We start from the raw sequence: 18,425 nt of genomic DNA, 5'->3' as shown, positions 1-18,425 counted from the left end.
AGCCCCCTTGGGAACCGCTCGGTCGATCCGGGCGGCCCCGGCATTGTTCTCCCTCGGGCGGCCCCTCGCGCGCCGCCAGGTGCCTTGCCACCCGTCCGGAGCGTCGGGGGCGGATGCGATCCGTTTTCACAGCCTCCTCCGACGCCGGCCCGGCTTGTCCGGAGCCTGGCCGGCGCTAGGATGGCGCGGATACATCCCATGTATGAGGGGGCACGTTGGCAGTCACCGACGAGGCGATCGACAAGATCAAAGGCATGATCGTCTCCGGCGAGCTGAGCCCGGGAGACCGCCTGCCCAAGGAGGCCGACCTCGCCGACCGGCTCGGACTGTCCCGCAACTCGCTGCGCGAGGCGGTCAAGGCGCTGTCGCTGATTCACGTGCTCGACGTGCGCCAGGGCGACGGCACCTATGTCACCAGCCTGGAGCCCCACCTGCTGCTCGACGCCATGACGTTCGTGGTGGACTTCCACCGCGACGACACGGTCCTGGAGTTCCTCGAGGTACGCCGGATTCTCGAGCCGGCCGCCACGGCGATGGCGGCGCTGACCATGGCGGACGCCGAGATCGTGCAGCTCCGGGCGGTACTCGACCAACTGCCCGTCGAGCCGACCATCGACGCGCTGGTCACCAACGACCTCGAATTCCACCGCCGGATCGCGCTCGGGTCGGGCAACACCGTGCTGTGTTCGCTCATCGACAGCCTGTCCGGGCCGACCACCCGGGCCCGGATCTGGCGCGGGCTGACCCAGGAGGGCGCGGTGGACCGCACCCGCGAGCAGCACTCGGCTATCTGCGAGGCGATAGCGGCCCGCCAGCCGGAGCTGGCCCGCTCCTGGGCCACCGTGCACGTCGCGGGAGTCGAGGAGTGGCTGCGCCGGACGCTGCAGGACTGACGACGCCTCGGGTTTGACAATCCGGCGGGTTTGACAATCACCTGCCGGCCGCCGGCCGCCGGCCGCCGGCGGCGCGCGGCCGGGCTGCCCGCCCGGCGCGCGCCACAGGCGGGCTCAGTGCGGCAGCTCCCAGACCAGGTTGATGCCGGAGTCGTCGCCGGAGTAGTCGTCCTCGACCTCCAGCAACTCGGCCATCCGCGCCTGCCAGGGCGCGTTCGCCTGGTGGTCCCGCAGGAAGTGGCGCATCCGCCGGTAGTCCTCGACCTCCACCACATGGAACAGGTCGAGCCCGTCACGCCAGATCCGCCAGTCGTGCACGCCGGCCTCGCGCAGCGCGGCGTCCAGGTCCGGCGGGATCACCGCGTGAACCGCTTCATACTCCGCTTCCTTGCCCGGCGCCAGCCGGGTGTGCAGAGCTATCCGCTGCATCCTCAACCCTTCACTCGATCTAATCCTGCGCCTCGCCCGAGGAGAACCGCGAGACGATCAGCGCGGCCAGAATGATGACGCCGTCCAGCAGCTGATCCCAGACCGGTGGGACGTGCGCGAAGTTCATCACGTTCAGGATGAGCTGCAGCGCGACGACGCCGGTCAGCGCGCCGAACATGCTGCCCCGGCCGCCGTTGAGGCTCACCCCACCAATGACGGTCGCGGCGAACACCTGGAAGATCCAGCCGCTGCCCTGGCTCGCCGAGATGGAGCCGTAGTGGCCGACGTAGAGGATGCCGGCCAGCGCCGCCAGCGTGGAGGCGAGGATGAACACGATGAGTAGCAGGCGGTCGGTGCGGATGCCGGCCGCCCGCGACGCGTCGGGGTTGCCGCCGATGGCGTACAGCGCCCGACCGTGCCGGAACCAGGTGAGCAGCACGATCCCGATGGCGAACAGCACCCCGCACAGCCACACCGATACCGGTACCCCGAACCAGGCCGCTCGGCCCAGGTAGGTGAAGGAGGCGGGCAGCTCGAAGATGGAGTTGCCGCCGCTGACACCCACCTGCAGCCCGCGCAGCGTGATGAGCATGCCGAGGGTGAGGATGAACGCGTTGATGCGCACCTTCAGGATGACCACCCCGTTGAACGCGCCGATGAGCGCGCCGATCAACAGGCACAGCGGAATCGCCGTCCACCCCGGAAGGCCGGTACCCAGCCCGTGGAACCGGCCGCCGTGTGCCGGCAGCACCAGCCATACCGCCAGCACCGGCGCCACCCCGATGGTGGACTCCAGGGACAGGTCCATCCGCCCGGCGAGGAGCACCAGGGTCTCGCCGAGTACCAGCAGGCTCAGCTCGGTGCACTGCTGCAGCACGGCCAGCATGTTGCTGCCGGTCAGGAAGTCCGGGCTGACGATGAACCCCACGAGCAGCAGCAGGAGGATCACCGGTATCAGCGAGAAGTCCCGCAGGCGCCGGATGGCGAACCGGCCCGACACGGGGCGGGTGCGGACGGTCTGGTCAACTATCGTGCTCACCTGACAACCCCTCCATCGCGGCGACCATGCGGTGGTCGTCCCAGCCTCGTGCGAACTCCTTCACTACGCGCCCGTGGAACATGACGATCACCCGATCCGCGGCCCGCAGATCGTCCAGCTCGTCCGAGACGATCAGCGCGGCGCAGCCGCCGGTGGCCGCCGAGGCGACGGTCTCCAGCAGCGACTCCTTCGACTTCACGTCGACCCCGGCGGTCGGGCGCAGCAACACCAGTACCCTCGGCCGCGCGGCCAGCGCCCGACCCATCACCACCTTCTGCTGGTTGCCGCCGGACAGCGCGGACACCGGCTGGTCCGGCCCGGCGGCCACCACGTCCAGCCGCTCCATCAGCGGTACCGCCGCCGCCCGCCGCGCCGCGCCCGACACGAAGCCGAACCGGCCCAGCCGACGGGTCACGGTCAGCGTCATGTTCTCGGCGATGGACCGCAGCGGCACCAGCCCCTCGCGGTGCCGGTCCTCGGGCACGAACCCGATCCCGGCCGCGAGGCTCGCCGGTACGCTGCCGGGCCGGACCGGCCGGCCGGACACCGTCACCGTGCCGGCGGTGGGCCGGCGCAGCCCGGCGATCGTCTCGCCGAGCGCGGTGGCGCCGGCGCCCACCGCCCCGGCAAGCCCGAGCACCTCGCCGGCCCGGACTCGGAACGACACCTCCGCGTAGACGCCCTCGATGGACAGGTTGTCGACGGCGAGCGTCTCGGGTGCGTGTTCGCCGATCGGTGCCGCACCGGAGCCGACCTGCCGCAGCTCGGTCGCCTCGCCGGTCATCGCCTCGATCAGCGCCTCCCGGCCGAGCCGCGCCACGGGCGCGGTCAGCACATGCCGGGCGTCGCGGTACACGGTGACGGTCTGGCACACCTCGTACACCTCCTGGAGGTGATGCGAGATGAACAGGAAGGCGACCCCGGCCTCCCGCAGCGCGCGCAGGCGGTCGAAGAGCCGGCCGATGCCGGCGCCGTCCAGCTGCGCGGTCGGCTCGTCGAGGATGATGAACCGGGCCCCGAAGGACAGCGCGCGGGCGATCTCCAGGGTCTGGCGCTGCTCCACGGTCAGCGTGCCGGCCTCCGCCCGCGGGTCGACGTCGATGCCCCAGGTCTCCAGCAACTCGGCCGCCCGCGAGCGCAGCGCGCGCCAGGAGATCGCGCCCGGGCCGCGGGAGCCGCCCCGATCCTGGCGGTTGAGGTAGAGGTTCTCGGCCACCGACAGCGACGGGATAATCATCGATTTCTGGTACACGCAGGCCACGTGCCGGCGCCACGCGCTCGGGTCGGAGACCGGGGGCGCCGCCCGGCCATCGAAGCTGATCCGGCCGCGATCGGGTCGGGCGAGCCCGGTCAGGATCGACACCAGCGTCGACTTGCCGGCGCCGTTGCGGCCGACCAGCGCGTGCGCCTCGCCGGGCGCCACCCGCAGGCTCACGTCGTCCAGCGCGACGGTCGCGCCGAACCGCTTGGTGATGCCGGCCGCCTCCGCGACGGCCGCGCCAAGTTCGGCGGTCGGCCCGTCCGGAACCGGGTCGGCCGCGGTGGCTTGGTCGGCGGTGTGGCCGGGGCGGTCGGCGGCCGCCCCGGCGTGGTCGGCCTGCCCGCTCACTTGCCGACCTGGTTGCCCCACAGCGACGGGTCGTCGACGTTCTCGCTCGTCACCAGTGGGGCGGGTAGCTGGTCCTCCAGCCCGTTCGGGATGGACACGATGGTGGAAACGTGGTCCGTCGGGCCGGGCTTGAACGTCTTGCCCTGCAGGGCGGCCTGGGCGTAATACAGCGCGTACTTCGCGTACAGGTCGGCCGGCTGGGACACCGTGGCGTCGATCTGGCCCGCCTTGATGGCGGTGTACTCGGCCGGGATCCCGTCGTTGGACACGATGAAGATGTGCTTCGGATCGCTCGGCGGCACCAGCAGATTCTTCTGCTGCAACAGGGTCAGCGTCGGGGCCAGGAACACGCCGCCGGCCTGCATGTAGATGCCGTTGACGGTGCCCTGGTTCAGCGCGTTCTGCAGCTTCGCCGAGGCGACGTCGCCCTCCCAGTTGGTCTGCTCCGCGAGCACCTTGACGTTCGGGTACTTCGAGGACATGCACTGGCCGAACGCGTCCGAGCGGTCCCGGCCGTTGACCGACGTCAGGTCGCCCTCGAACTCGACGACCGTGCCCTTGTCGTTCAGCTTCTTGCCGAGGAAGTCACACGCGGTGGTGCCGTACGCCTTGTTGTCCGCGCGCACCACCATGTAGACCTTGCCCTTGTCGGGCCGGGTGTCCACGCTGACCACGGGGATCTTCTTCGACGCCAACAGGTCGAGGGTGCTGGCCACCGCGCCGGTGTCCTGCGGCGCCATCACTATCGCCTTGGCGCCCTGCGCCTGCAGCGTCTGCACGTTGCTGGCCAGCTTGGTGATGTCGTTCTGGGAGTTGGTCGGCGGCAGCGCGTCGAGCTTCATGCTGGTGATGTCGGACTTGATGTACCCCGCCCAGGAGTTCCAGAAATCCGAATCCGATCGAGGGAAGTCGATGCCGATCTTACCGGCGGACCCGCCGCCGGTAACGGACGATTTCGAAGGGCCACGGTTGCATCCGCTCGCGGCGAGCGCCACGAGCACGACCACGGCGGCAGTGGCCGCCACTGTACGGTTGAGCATTGAGTCCTCGCTCTGGTGTTGAGGGACGGAAACTCGCTGCGTAACTCATCTGTGGTCGAACCTTGTGCTGGTGAAGCCGTCAGTCGGACAACCTATCGCCGCGTGCGGGGAGCGGTCTAGCTCAGACGACCGCCTCCGCCCACGCGGGGCCATGCGGGTACGCGAATTCGGTCAGGGTCTCCGCCCGCATGGTCGCGGAGAAGCCCGGAGCCGTGGGGGTCTGGTACCGGCCGTCACGGATCGCGACCGGGTCGACGAAGTGCTCGTGCAGGTGATCCACATACTCGATGATCCGGTCCTCCATGGACCCGGACACCGCGACATAGTCGAACATCGACAGGTGCTGGACCAGTTCGCACAGGCCCACGCCGCCGGCGTGCGGGCAGACCGGTACGCCGAACTTGGCCGCCAGCAACAGGATGGCCACGTTCTCGTTGACCCCGGCCACCCGGGCCGCGTCCAGTTGCAGGTAGGACAGCGCGTCCGCCTGCAGCATCTGCTTGAAGACGATCCGGTTCTGGACGTGCTCCCCGGTGGCCACCTTGATCGGCGCGATGGCCCGGGCGATCGTCGCGTGGCCGAGCACGTCATCGGGGCTGGTCGGCTCCTCCACCCACCACGGGTGGTACGGCGCCAACTCCCGCACCCACGCGATCGCGGTGTCCACGTCCCACCGCTGGTTGGCGTCCACCGCGATGCGCACGTCCGGTCCGCACACCTCCCGCGCGATCCGGATGCGCCGCAGGTCGTCGGACAGGTCCGCGCCGACCTTGAGCTTGATCTGGGTGAACCCCGCGGCGAGGGCCTCCTCGCAGAGCCGGCGCAGCTTCGCGTCGTCGTAGCCGAGCCACCCCGGCGAGGTGGTGTAGGCCGGGTATCCACTCGCCAGCAACCGCTCGGTCCGCCCGGCCCGGCCCGGCTCGGCCCGGCGCAGGATCTCCAGTGCCTCGTCCGGAGTCAGCGCGTCGGAGAGGTACCGGAAGTCGACCAGCGAGACGAGTTCCTCCGGTGACATCTCCGCCAGCAGCATCCACAGTGGACGCCCGGCGCGCTTGGCGGCCAGATCCCATACGGCGTTGACCACCGCCGAGATGGCCATGTGCATGACGCCCTTCTCCGGGCCGAGCCAGCGCAGCTGCGAGTCGTGCACCAGCTCCTTCCAGAACCCGCCGAGGTCGCCCAGCACGGCATCGACCGGCCGGCCCACCACGAACGGGCGCAGCGCGTCGATCGCGGCGGTCTGCACGTCGTTGCCCCGGCCGATGGTGAAGGCGAAGCCGTGTCCCTCGTGCCCGTCGCCGGCATCGGTGCGCAGCACCACGTACGCGGCGGAGTAGTCCGGGTCGGGGTTCATCGCGTCCGACCCGTCGAGCTCACGGGAGGTCGGAAAACGCACGTCGTACGTGTCGAGGGACAGAAACCGCGGCTCCGGCCGGACCTGTACCGGAATCGTCGGCGCCACGTCGAGGATCTGTTCGGTCGACTCGCTCACCGGCACGCACCCCCCACGGCGGCGGCGCGGCCCGCGGCAGCGCTACCCGTGGCGGCACGACCGCTGGGAGCGGCGCAACGCGAGAACTCCCGCGACCCGACTCCTCGCAGCCCGATGCTTCGCGGCCCGGTGGCCCGCGTCCCGACTCGCAGTGACCTCACGTGCACATCCCTCTGCAGTCAACCCGATACATCGGATGTCTACCAGGTTTTGGGCACGGTCCACAAGAGCAACGATCGGACATTACGGGTAACGATCGGATCAATCACCCCGATTTCGCTGAGCTCACCCCTGCCGGTGGGACGGGCCGAGGCGGTCCGCGGGCCTCGCGGAGCGGGGGGGGCAGGCGACTGCGGGGCGGGGCGAACAGTCGCCAGCGACGGGCGGTGGATGGGCCGGCGCCAGCGGCAGGCGGGGGCGAAGCCAGCGACAGGCGGGGCGAAGCACGCGCCAGCGGCGCCCGGAGAGCGGGCACCGCTGGCGATCGTGGCCTCACTTCCCGTCGATGAACCCCTGCGCCAATCGCTCGCCGAGGGTCACGGCCGCGGCGTGGTCCTCGATCGGCCCGGCGACGCCCGAGGAGCCGGTGAACACGATGAACGTGACGCCCGACCCGACCCCGCCGACCCGCGGGTCCGGGTTGATGCCGAGCCCTTCGGCCAGCGCGTACGAGCCCTCGCCGATCATGTGCGTCGGCCCGACGTCACCTACCACGGCGTACATCAACCGGTCGTCGTAGATCACGGCCGCGACCGAGCCGGCCCGCACCCCGGCGTCCCGATAGCTCCAGGTGTCGCTGATCCCCGGCACCACCACGTACGGCAGCGACGCGGAGTCGAGCGGCTCACCGTCCGATTGCTGGAACGCGGTATCGCTCGCGAAGCAGCAGTCGGTGATCGAGTTGCATTCGTCGCTGCGCTGGCCGTCGCAGTCGACGGCCATGCCCGAACGCCAGAAGACGGCGCCGTTCGCCCCGCAGACCGGCACCGAGCCGGAATCCCCCTCGCTGTCGTAGGTGCCGTCGGAGACCGGTGTGCAATGGGCGGTGGCGGCCAGCAGTTGGGCCGCGCTCGGGCCGGCGGCGGCCACGGCGGCACCGGAAGCACTGCCGGCACCGGTGGCACCGGCACTGGCAGCACCGGCACCAACCTCCGCCGGGGCATCGGCCGCCTCCCCCGCATCCGCCGTCCCATCACCATCGCCGGCAACGGCGGCACCATCACCCACGCCGGCACCACCGCCCACGCCGGCACCACCGCCCACGGCGGCACCGTGCCGGCCCCGGGGCGGGCCCGCACCGTCTCCCGCGGCGGTACCGACCTCGTCCTCGCCGGCTCCGGTGGCGTTGGCGCCGCTCGCCACGGTGATCGCGTCGAGGCCGGGCGCGAGACCGCCCGGGTTGGTGAACGTCAGGGTGTTGACCCCCGCGGCCAGGTCCACCGTCTCGACCAGCGTGCCGACCGGTACGCCCGGGCCGGTGCCGACGAAGTCGAGGGTCACCGGCGCCTCGTCGTTGACCGACAGCCGCGCCTGTCCCGGTGCGGTGCCGGCGTAGGTGATGGTCAGCGTGGCCGACCCGGTCGCGCTCGCGGCGACGCCGTTGAACCGGATACTGCCCGCGGCATCCCCGGCAAAGCCCACCATGCCGCCGCCCAGGCACGCGTCGCAGGACGCCACCTCGGCCGCGCCGGACAGGGTGTTGGCCGCGGACTCGGCCTCGTAGCTGTTCGTCGCGGCGTTCGCCACCTCTGTCATCGCCACATTGGTGCCCACCGTCGCCAGCGCACCCATGCCGGCGAGGAGCACGCTACGCATTCGCATGTTGCCCTCCTGGAATCTCCAACGGGTGTGGTGAAGCGCTACTCCTTCCTCGCGGTAGGAAACCCGGCGCGGCGCGCGGCAGGCGCCGGGTGAGCGATAGGCCCGTTGGCCACCGCGCGGTGCGGGCTCGCCGCCGTCTCGCGCCGGCTCCGGCGACGGCCACAGCGACGGACGGCGGGCGGACCGGACCCGATCGGGTCGAGTCGCCTCGGGCGGCGCGGTGGCCTCTCCGGGCGCGTGGTGGGCTGAGCGCGGTGGTCTGAACGGAATGATCTCCGGCCGAGGCGGCCCCCGGGCGCGGTCGGTCCGGGCGTGATGGGACTCGGCTGGTCAACGAGCTTGTGATGGATCACTCGCGGTCGCGGCTCGCCCGGTCGTGTTGCCCGAGGTCGTGTCCGTGCCGATCCCAGCCGATGCGGGGTGGTCCTGTCTTGGGCTCAGCGTAATGGATTCCGCGCTGTCATGTTGCGTTCCGGGGCGAACCCCGATCGTGACGGCCCCGCGAGACCCGGACTCCGGTTAGCGGGCCGCGACACCACGGCGCGCCCGGACCCACGAGGGTCCGAGCGCGCCGGAGTCGGATGTGCCGGGGCCGGAAATACCGGAGTCGGATGTGCCGGGCCGGGTTCAGACCGCTACCGGCAGCGGAACCTCCAGGTCGGCCAGGATGGTGGTCACCTCGTCCCGCTCGGCGGGCGTGAGAGTGCCGATCGGTGGCCGGACGTCACGGCGGCAGATGCCAAGCTGAGCCAGCGCCTCCTTGACCACCGACACGTTCAGCGCGCTGCCGCCGCGGGCGCGCATGTCCTCGAACGCGCGCAGCCGCCGCCAGGTCGCCGTCGCCGCCGCGAAGTCGCCCGTGCGCAGCTGGCCCAGCAGGTCCAGCGAGTACCGCGGCGCGACGGTGGCCAGGCCGGAGGTGAAGCCCCGGGCGCCGGACAGCCAGAAGTAGGGCGCCCACGTCTCGGCGAGTCCGCAGGACCAGACCCAGCGTCCCGCTCCGACCGCACCGATCAGATCCGCGAGCGCCACCACGTCGGGTACCGCGTACTTGACGCCCACCACGTTCGGGCACGCGTCGGCGAGCGCCACGAAGGCGGCCCCGGTCAGGGCGGGGCTGCGCACGTAGCAGACCACGCCCAGCTCCGGTACGGCGTCGGCGATCCGGCGGTGGTAGTCCACCCAACCCTGCGCCGACTGGTACGGATGCACGGGCTGGTGCACCATCACGCCGTGGGCGCCGGCCCGGGCCGCGGCGGTCGCCGCCGCCACCGCGTCGGCGACGTCGTGACCCACGCCGGCCAGCACGGTGGCCCGCTGCCCGACCGCGGCCACGGTGGTGTGCACGGCCAGCTCCCGCTCCGCCGCACCGAGCGAGTAGAACTCGCCGGTGTTGCCGTTCGCGGTCACCACATCGATCCCCGCGTCCACGCAGCGGGTGAGCACCGCGGCATAGGCCCGCGCGTCGACGGCGCCGTCGGCGTCAAAGGGCGTGACGGCGATGGTGACCACCGATTCGAGGGCTCGCCGGACGTTGTCAACGGACACGACGCCTCCTAGGGGTGTCTTGAGATGCCACCACGATAACGTCATCCGAACCGGTGCTCCCGCGCCCGAGGCACCCACTCGCGCCCCGCAACCAACAGCCGGCGGGCGCCGGTCGGGGACGCGCGGATTCCGGCGGGGCCCGGCGCGCACTGTCGATTCTCCAGGTCAGCGCCTGGCGGGGTCGGAAGCTCGCGGAGATCGGGGGCCACGCAAACCATTGCAGAGGCGGTGCGCACCGGCCCGCCGGCCGTACCCGGACCAACGAAAATCTGGCACACAACCGGGCACCGGCCCAGCTCACCGCCCGGCGCGCCGGCGCCCGACGGGTACCAGCTTGAAGATCGATGTCATTGAACTCTTGACGCGGCTGGCCCATTGACGATTGACTCTGCCACAAACGTTTGCAAAGTGCCGATCGGGCCACCCAGGTCATCGAGGGAGCGCTATGCCGGTAACCATCCATGACGTCGCGCAGCGTGCCCAGGTGTCCGCGTCCACGGTGTCCCGGGCGCTCAGCGCCTCGCATCTGGTGCGCGGCACCACCCGGGAGCGGGTGCTCGCGGCGGCGCGAGAGCTTGGTTACCAACCCAACCCGGCCGCGCGCAGCCTCATCACCGGTCGCACCGGCAACATCGGCATCGTCGTGCCGGATCTGAACAACCCGTTCTACACCGGCGTGCTGCGCGGGGTGCAGTCCCGGGCGCGGCAGGGCGGCTACGCCGTCTTCTTCGCCGATGGCGAGGAGGACCCGGTGGCCGAGGAGGCGCTGGTCCGGGCGATGTCCCGGCAGGTCGACGGGGTGGTCGTGTGCGCGCCGTTCGCCTCGGACGCGCAGCTGCGGTCGCTGGCCGGCCTGACCTCGCTCACGCTGCTCAACCGGCGGCTGCGCGACATCCCGGCCGCCCTGATGGACAGTGCGGGCGGCATGCGCCAGATAGTCGACCATCTGGCGGCGCTCGGCCACCGGCGCTGCGCATACCTCAACGGACCCAACAACGCCTGGTCCAACCGGGAACGCCGGCGCGGCCTGCGCGCCGCGGCCAGCCGCGCCCGGATGGCGGTCGTCGAGTTCGGACCGTTCGAGCCGAAGTTCGAGGGCGGCGTGCAGGCGGCCGACCTGGCGCTGGCCGACGGCGTGACCGCCATCATCGCGTACAACGACCTGATGGCGCTGGGCGTGCTGTCCCGGCTCGCCGACCGTGGCGTCGCGGTGCCGCAGGAGATGAGCGTGGTCGGCTTCGACAACCTGCTCTACGCGGCCGTCTGCGCGCCCCCGCTGACCACGGTCGCGATGCCGATGGAGGCCGGCGGCCGGGCGGCCGTGGACCTGTTGCTGTCCGGCATCGACGGCACCGGCGACGGCGCCGGGCCGCACCGGGAACTCCCGACCAACCTGATCGTCCGGGCGACGACCGCCGCCGCCCGCTCGCGCTCCGCCCGGCCGCACGTCGACAACCGGCGTCCGGCGGCGGGGCATGCCGCTTCCGGACCCACCGCCGCCGCCGTGCATCGGCCGTCCGGCGGCCGGAGCGCGGCGCTGCCCGAATAGCACACACCCGCCACTCACCCCTTGACGACAGGAGTTCGACATGGGTGACCCAGCAATTGGTGACCGCGCAAGCCACCGCGGGCCGGGCCGACCGCCCGAGGCGGGGCGGCGCCCGGCGCGGCGCGCCCGCCCGGCTCGCGCCGGCTCCGGCCGGCGTGGCACCGGGCTCGTGCCGGTCGCCGCGGCGTCGGCCCTGTTCGTCAGCGCCTGCGGCGCGCCGAGCGGACACTCCGCCGCGCCGGTGTCGGCCGGCGCCGTGCCGGACAAGCCGTCGAAGCCGGTGACGCTGAACATCCTCGACGTCGCCGGCAACCTGCAGCTGACCCAGGGCATGCTCGACGACTTCGTCAAGCAGCACTCGGACATCGTCAGCAAGATCACGACCTCCACCGGCAAGGCCCCCGACCTGGCCGGGAAGGTGAAGGCGCAGGAGGACGCCGGCCGCCTCGACATCGACGTGGTGCTCACCGGCACCGACGGGCTCTCCGCCGGCATCGCTCAGAACCTGTGGACGAAGATGACGCCGGACTTCAGCACCCGCCTGTCCAACATGGGCAACTACACCGATCCGGCCGTCAAGATGCAGGAGCTGGCCCAGGGGTACGGCGTGGAGCTGGTCGAATACCCGTCCGGCCCGCTGCTGGAGTACAACCCGGCCAAGGTGACCGACCCGCCGACCAGCACTGACGAGCTGCTCACCTGGTGCAAGGCGCACCCGGGCCGGTTCCAGTACGCGGTGCCCGAGAACTCCGGCCCCGGCCGCACCTTCCTCATGGGCCTGCCCTACATCCTGGGCGACAGCGACCCGAAGAACCCGACCACCGGTTGGGACAGGACCTGGGCATACCTCAAGGAGCTGGGCCAGTGCTCCGCCCCGTACGAGTCGGGCACGGCCAACACCATGACGAACCTGGCCAAGGGGACCGTGGACATGATCGCCAGCACCACGGGGTGGGACATCAACCCGCGCGTCCTGGGCACGGTGCCGGACGACGAGAAGATCACCACCCTCAAGGGCTTCCACTGGGTGACCGACGCGCAGTACGCGGTGGTGCCCAAGGGCATCGACAAGGACAAGCTGTCGGCCATCCTGAACCTGTTGCAGTTCATGCTCACCCCGCAGCAGCAGGCGATCGCCTACGACAAGGGCTACTTCTACCCCGGCCCGGCGGTCAACGGCGTGACGCTGTCGATGGCGCCGCAGTCCAGCCAGGACGCGCTCAACAAGTACGGTCGGTCCGAGTACGACTCGCTCATCGCCGACAACCCGCAGGAAACGTCGCTGCCGGCCGACCAGCAGGTCGCGGCGTTCGCCAAGTGGGACAGCGAGATCGGCGCGGCGAAGAAATGACCGGGCAGCTCACTCCCGCCGGGCCGGCGCGCGCGCCGGCCCGGGACGGGCAGTTCGACCACCTGCGCCTGGAGGGTGTCTGCCGCCGGTTCGGCGACCGGCTCGTGCTGGACGGGCTCGACCTGCACATCGCCGGCGGCGAGTTCGTCGCGCTGCTCGGCCCCTCCGGCTGCGGCAAGTCGACCGCGCTGAACTGCCTGGCCGGGCTGCTGCCACTGTCCGGCGGCAGCATCTGGCTGGACGACCGGCGGGTCGACACGCTGCCCCCGGAGCGTCGCGGGTTCGGCATGGTCTTCCAGAACTACGCGCTGTTCCCGCACATGTCGGTGCGCCGCAACGTCGGCTTCGGGCTGCGCATGCGCGGCGTCGCCAGGGTGCGGGCGCGCGAGCGGGTCGACGAGGCACTGCGCCTGGTGCAGTTGACCCAGTACGCCGATCGGCTGCCCGGTCAGCTCTCCGGCGGCCAGCAGCAGCGGGTCGCCATCGCCCGGGCCATCGTGGTCGAACCACCGCTGGTGTTGATGGACGAACCGTTATCCAACCTCGACGCCGCGCTGCGGCTGGACATGCGCACCGAGATCCGCCGGCTGCACCAGTCGCTCGGGCTCACCACCGTCTACGTGACGCACGACCAGGAAGAGGCGCTGTCGCTGGCCGACCGCCTGGTGGTGCTGCGCGAGGGCGTCGTCCAGCAGATCGGCACCCCCGAGGAGCTGTACCGCTCGCCGGCCAACCCGTACGTCGCGGGGTTCATGGGGTACCGCAACCTGTTGCCGATGAGCGTCGTGCGGGGCGAGGGCGGGTACGCCACCGCGCGCGGAGACGGCATCGAGCTGACCGGGACGGCCGCCGGCACCGAGCCTGGAAGGGACGGGGAGGGCATCGTCGCGATCCGGCCCGAGGACTTCGTGGTCGGCCAGCCGCCGACCGGCGAGGACAACCGCCTGGACGTGGTGATCGAGGTCGTCGAATACCACGGCCGGGAGTTGTCCGTGCAGGCCCGGCTGCCCTCGGGCCAGGCGCTGCGGCTGCGCACCCCGGAGCGGGTCGCCCGGGGCGAGACGGTTTCGGTGTGGGTACCCAGGGGTCGGGTCCTGGTCTTCGCGGCGGACCCGTCATGACGCCGGCCGCGCCGCGGCGCCCGGCCCTGTCGCACCGCCTCGCCGAGCGGGGCGTCGACCGCACCCTGCTGCTCCTGCTGCCCGGCCTGGCCCTGGTCATCCTGCTGTTCCTCTACCCGTTCCTGTACGGGCTGGGCCTGTCCTTCCAGCCCATGCACGGCACCGGGATGTTCTACAACTACCGGAAGTTCTTCGCCGACCCGTACCAGCGCGACACCATCTGGATCACGCTGAAGATCGGGCTGCCGGCCGCGCTCATCAACGTGCTCGCCGCGGTGCCGATCGCGTACCGGCTGCGCGGCCGGGTGCGGGGCAAGCGGGCGCTCACCACGGCGCTGGTCATCCCCATCACGCTGGGCACCGTGCTCACCGCCATCGGCATGCTCGAGTACTTCAGTGGCACCGGCTGGCTGAACAAGATCCTGATGGCGCTGGGCATCACCGACCTCGACCACCCGGTGCCGCTGCTGCACAACTACTGGGGAGTCATGCTCTCGCTGCTGGTCAGCGGGTTCCCGTTCGCCTTCCTGCTGACCCTGTCCTACCTGTCCGGCATCGATCCGAGCCTGGAGGCCGCCGCGGCCACCCTCGGCGCCGGCTGGTGGCAGCGCTTCCGTGAGGTCGTCCTCCCGCTGCTGGCACCCGGCCTGGCCATGACGTTCTGCCTGAACTTCGTGCTGGCCTTCTCGGTGTTCCCGTCGGCCGTCCTGCTGGGCAATCCGGCCGGCTCCACGCACGTCATCTCCATCGCCGCCTACAACGCGGCCTACCAGGAGTACGACTACTCCAAAGCCTCGGCGATAGCGATGGTGATGGCGGCCGTGATGCTGATCGTCGTCTCCGCCGTGCTGTTCGCCCGCGGCCGGCTCTACCGCGGCTCCTCGGGAGGTAAGGGATGAGCGCCGGACCCACCATCGCCCCGGCCGCCGGTCCACCGGGCGGCGCCGGCCCCGTCGGGGTGACCGATCCGGTCGGGCGGCCCGACGGGGTCGGGCGGCGCCGCCTGATCCTGCGGCCGTCGACCTGGGTCACCTGGGCCGTGGTGGCGTTCTTCTTCATCAACCTGCTCGGCGTGGTCGGCTCCGTGGTGGTCAACTCGTTCTCCACGCACTGGTTCGGCACCTGGTGGCCGGCCGGGCTGACCACCCAGTACTGGGCCGAGGCGTGGCACGAGTTCGACCTGACCCACGTGCTCATCGTCACGCTGGAGGTGTCGCTGGCGGTGGTGGTCATCGCCGCACTGGTCGGCGTGCCGGCGGCCTACGTCCTGGCCCGCCGCCAGTTCCCGCTCAAGCGCCTGGTGATGCTGTTGTTCCTGCTGCCGGTGATGGTGCCGCCCATCGCGTACGGCATCCCGCTGGCCACCGTGCTCTACAAGTACGACCTGGCCAACTCGCTGACCGGGGTGATCCTGGCCAACCTCGTACCGTCGGTCCCGTTCGTGGTGCTCACCATGACGCCGTTCATCGAGCAGATCGACCCGAAGATCGAGGCCGCGGCCCGGATGTGCGGGGCGACCACCCGCGCGGTGTTCCTGCGCGTGCTGCTGCCGCTGCTGGTCCCCGGCGTGCTGGCCGCCGCGGTGCTGGTGCTGGTGCGCACCGTCGGCATGTTCGAACTCACCTACCTGACCGCGGGTACGGACAGCCAGACCCTGGTCGTCGCGCTCTACAACGCGTACTACGGCGCGGGGATCCGGGCACCGCAGTCCACCGACGCGATGGCCGTGCTGTACATGCTCACCATGCTGGTGCTGCTCGTGGTCGCGCTACGGTTCGTCAACCCCACCCAACTCGTGACGCGGGTGGCCGACGAGCGCCGCGGTGACTAAGGATGATGCCATGACGGAATTGCGTAGCCAGCGGTGGTACGGCGGGGAAGGCGTGCGCGGGTTCAGCCACCGCGCCCGCACGAGGCAGCTCGGCATCGGTGCCGAGGAGCACACCGGCAAGCCGGTGATCGGCATTCTCAACACCTGGAGCGAGATAAACCCCTGCCACCTGCACCTACGCGAGCGGGCCGAGGCGGTCAAGCGCGGCGTGTGGCAGGCCGGCGGATACCCGGTCGAACTGCCCATGTCGGCCATCGCCGGCGAGACGTTCACCAAGCCGACCGCGATGCTCTACCGCAACCTGCTGGCCATGGAGGCGGAGGAGGTCATCCGGTCGTACCCGGTGGACGGGGTGGTGCTGATGGGCGGCTGCGACAAGACCACCCCCGCGCTGCTGATGGGCGCGGTCAGCGCCGGGCTGCCGGCCATCTTCGTGCCCGCCGGGCCGATGCTGCGCGGCAACCTGCGCGGCGAGGTGCTCGGCAGCGGCAGCGACATGTGGAAGTACTGGGACGACCGGCGGGCCGGCCTGGTCGACGACCAGATGTGGAGCGAGCTGGAGGAGGGCATCGCGCGCTCCCCCGGCCACTGCATGACGATGGGCACCGCGTCCACGATGACCTCGGCCGCCGAGGTGCTCGGCATGACGCTGCCCGGAGCCGCCTCGATCCCGGCGGCCGACGCGGGGCACCCCCGGATGGCCGCGGCGAGCGGCCGGATGGCGGTGGAGATGGTGTGGGCCGACCGGCGCCCCGAGCGGATCCTCACCGAGGAGGCGTACCGGGACGCGGTCACCACCGTACTGGCGCTGGGCGGCTCGACCAACGCGGTCATCCACCTGATCGCGATGGCCCGGCGCGGCGGCATCCCGCTGTGCCTCGACGACTTCGACACCGCGGCCAGGCGCACCCCGGTGCTGGCCAACATCCGCCCGGGCGGGGCGTGGCTGATGGAGGACTTCTACTACGCCGGTGGGCTGCGTGCGCTGCTGGCTCGCCTGGAAGACCTGCTGCACCTGGACCGCCCGACGGTCACCGGCAAGTCGCTGCGCGACGCCATCGCCGGCGCGCAGACCTACCAGGACGACGTCATCCGGCCCCGCGACAACCCGTTGTCGGCCGAGGCCGGGCTCGCGGTGCTGCGCGGCAACCTGGCGCCGGATGGCGCGGTCATCAAGCACATCGCGGCGCGGCCGGACCTGTTGCGGCACACCGGGCCGGCGGTGGTCTTCGACGGGTACGCGGACCTGCTCGACCGCATCGACGATCCCGACCTGGACGTGGACGAGAACAGCGTGCTGGTGCTGCGCGAGGCCGGGCCGCAGGGCGGGCCGGGCATGCCGGAGCACGGGATGCTGCCGATCCCGAGCAAGCTGCTGCGCCGCGGCGTGCGGGACATGGTGCGCATCTCCGACGCCCGGATGAGCGGCACCAGCTACGGCGCCTGCGTGCTGCACATCGCCCCGGAGTCGCACGTGGGCGGGCCGCTGGCGCTGGTGCGCGACGGCGACCTGATCGCGCTGGACACCCCCGGGCGGCGGCTGGACCTGCTGGTACCCGAGCCGGAGCTGGCCCGGCGGCGGTCGGCCTGGACCCCGCCGGCGCCGAGGTACCCGCGCGGGTACGGCGCGCTGCACGCCGAGCACATCCTGCAGGCGGACGCGGGCTGTGATTTCGACTTCCTGGCGGCACCGGGGCGGACGCCGGAGCCCGACGCGCGATGAGTCCCCACCGGCCCAGACAACGGTAAGACCGACAAATGTTCGGATACGATGAGGGTTCTACGGGACGCGTCCGGTAACGCACGCGTGAAAGGTGGCGAACGGGTTGGCCGGCACTGACAATGGCGAAGACACGTACCGGCTACTCATGACGGGCGCGGCGGGCAACATGGGCCAACTGCTGCGCCCGTTGCTCCGGCGGGAGGGCCGGATCGTCCGGCTGGCCGACCTGACCGAGGTCGGGGACCTTCAGCCCGGCGAGGAAACGATCGCCGCCGACCTCACCGACGCCGACGCGATGGCAAAGGCGTGCCAGGGCGTCGACGCCGTGTTGCATCTGGGCGGGATCAGCGTGGAGGCCGCGTTCGACGACATCCTGTCGGTGAACGTGGTCGGCACCCAGAACCTGCTGCAAGCCGCCGTGGAGGCCGGCGTACCCAGGGTGCTGCTCGCCTCCAGTAACCACGCGGCCGGCTTCTACCGGCGCGGTGACGTCCCGGCCGGCTCGGACGGGTTGCCCGGCGACCTGCCCGCCCGGCCGGACACCTATTACGGCTGGAGCAAGGCGGCCATCGAGTCGATGGGCGCGCTCTACCACCACCGGTACGGCCTCGACGTCACCGCGTTGCGGATCGGCTCCTGCTTCGCCGAGCCGTCGGACGCCCGCGCGCTGGCCACCTGGCTCGCGCCGGCGGACGCCGCCAGGCTGGTCGAGGCGGCGCTGAGCCACCCGGAGCCCGGCTTCCGGGTGGTCTGGGCGATCTCCGACAACACGAGGCGCTGGTGGTCGCTGTCCGGCGCGCGGACCCTGGGGTATGAGCCGGCCGAGGACGCCGAGCGGTTCGCGCAGTCGCGGATCGCGGCGGACGGCGAGCCCGACCTCGCCGACCCGTTGCATGATCTGGTTGGCGGCGGGTTCTGCCAGGCACCGCTCGGCGAGCCCATGTAGCCATCAACCATCCGTAATCGCCCCAACGCTCGC

15 protein-coding genes are annotated in these 18,425 nt (G+C 71.3%); 8 read left to right on the top strand and 7 right to left on the bottom strand.

Translation table 11 applies throughout. From position 1 onward, the window contains the following. The first annotated feature begins 215 nt into the window (after positions 1–215). A complete protein-coding gene (locus ABEA87_RS18850) occupies positions 216–893 on the top strand; it encodes a FadR/GntR family transcriptional regulator (RefSeq protein WP_345631246.1) in 678 nt (225 codons plus the stop codon). A 114-nt stretch (positions 894–1,007) separates the two neighbouring features. On the opposite strand, the gene ABEA87_RS18845 is transcribed toward ABEA87_RS18850, so the two are convergent. The 7 genes from ABEA87_RS18845 to ABEA87_RS18815 form a co-directional block, all read right to left on the bottom strand. Further along, entirely contained in the window at positions 1,008–1,322 is a 315-nt protein-coding gene (locus ABEA87_RS18845) for an L-rhamnose mutarotase (protein WP_345631245.1), read from the bottom strand. A 19-nt stretch (positions 1,323–1,341) separates the two neighbouring features. After that, positions 1,342–2,361: an ABC transporter permease gene (locus ABEA87_RS18840; RefSeq protein ID WP_345631243.1), complete on the bottom strand. Its 1,020-nt coding sequence runs from the start codon at positions 2,359–2,361 to the stop codon at positions 1,342–1,344. Then, the gene (locus ABEA87_RS18835; RefSeq protein ID WP_345631241.1) at positions 2,345–3,970 is read right to left on the bottom strand and encodes a sugar ABC transporter ATP-binding protein; all 1,626 of its coding nucleotides are present in this window, start codon (positions 3,968–3,970) and stop codon (positions 2,345–2,347) included. The genes ABEA87_RS18840 and ABEA87_RS18835 overlap by 17 nt, the downstream gene beginning before the upstream one ends. Further along, entirely contained in the window at positions 3,967–5,010 is a 1,044-nt protein-coding gene (locus tag ABEA87_RS18830; protein ID WP_345631239.1) for a sugar ABC transporter substrate-binding protein, read from the bottom strand. Before ABEA87_RS18830 ends, ABEA87_RS18835 begins: the two co-directional genes overlap by 4 nt. A 121-nt stretch (positions 5,011–5,131) precedes the next feature. Further along, a complete protein-coding gene (locus ABEA87_RS18825; RefSeq protein ID WP_345631430.1) occupies positions 5,132–6,460 on the bottom strand; it encodes an L-fuconate dehydratase in 1,329 nt (442 codons plus the stop codon). 534 nt (positions 6,461–6,994) lie between these two features. Next, entirely contained in the window at positions 6,995–8,323 is a 1,329-nt protein-coding gene (locus ABEA87_RS18820) for a glycoside hydrolase family 75 protein (protein ID WP_345631237.1), read from the bottom strand. 627 nt (positions 8,324–8,950) lie between these two features. Continuing rightward, positions 8,951–9,871, bottom strand: coding sequence for a dihydrodipicolinate synthase family protein (locus ABEA87_RS18815; RefSeq protein ID WP_345631236.1), 921 nt, complete (start codon positions 9,869–9,871; stop codon positions 8,951–8,953). A 445-nt stretch (positions 9,872–10,316) separates the two neighbouring features. Between ABEA87_RS18815 and ABEA87_RS18810 the strand changes: the two genes are divergently transcribed. From ABEA87_RS18810 to ABEA87_RS18780, 7 genes are all read left to right on the top strand, one after another. Continuing rightward, positions 10,317–11,420, top strand: coding sequence for a LacI family DNA-binding transcriptional regulator (locus tag ABEA87_RS18810; RefSeq protein ID WP_345631234.1), 1,104 nt, complete (start codon positions 10,317–10,319; stop codon positions 11,418–11,420). A gap of 40 nt (positions 11,421–11,460) precedes the next feature. Beyond that, positions 11,461–12,771, top strand: a complete 1,311-nt coding sequence (locus tag ABEA87_RS18805; RefSeq protein ID WP_345631232.1) for an extracellular solute-binding protein — start codon at positions 11,461–11,463, stop codon at positions 12,769–12,771. Next, on the top strand, positions 12,768–13,892 hold the full coding sequence (locus ABEA87_RS18800) for an ABC transporter ATP-binding protein (protein ID WP_345631230.1): 1,125 nt from the start codon (positions 12,768–12,770) through the stop codon (positions 13,890–13,892). Before ABEA87_RS18805 ends, ABEA87_RS18800 begins: the two co-directional genes overlap by 4 nt. Beyond that, entirely contained in the window at positions 13,889–14,791 is a 903-nt protein-coding gene (locus ABEA87_RS18795) for an ABC transporter permease (RefSeq protein WP_345631228.1), read from the top strand. Before ABEA87_RS18800 ends, ABEA87_RS18795 begins: the two co-directional genes overlap by 4 nt. Continuing rightward, entirely contained in the window at positions 14,788–15,723 is a 936-nt protein-coding gene (locus ABEA87_RS18790) for an ABC transporter permease (RefSeq protein ID WP_345631226.1), read from the top strand. The genes ABEA87_RS18795 and ABEA87_RS18790 overlap by 4 nt, the downstream gene beginning before the upstream one ends. Positions 15,724–15,733: 10 nt before the next feature. Then, positions 15,734–17,446, top strand: a complete 1,713-nt coding sequence (gene araD / locus ABEA87_RS18785; RefSeq protein ID WP_345631224.1) for an L-arabinonate dehydratase — start codon at positions 15,734–15,736, stop codon at positions 17,444–17,446. Positions 17,447–17,549: 103 nt separating this feature from the next. After that, positions 17,550–18,392, top strand: a complete 843-nt coding sequence (locus ABEA87_RS18780; protein ID WP_345631223.1) for an NAD-dependent epimerase/dehydratase family protein — start codon at positions 17,550–17,552, stop codon at positions 18,390–18,392. The last annotated feature ends 33 nt before the right edge of the window (positions 18,393–18,425 follow it).

Source organism: Rugosimonospora acidiphila (assembly GCF_039543385.1).
Lineage (GTDB): Bacteria > Actinomycetota > Actinomycetes > Mycobacteriales > Micromonosporaceae > Rugosimonospora > Rugosimonospora acidiphila.
The sequence above is the reverse complement of the archived record's forward strand: the minus strand, read 5'-3'. Positions and strand labels throughout refer to the sequence as shown.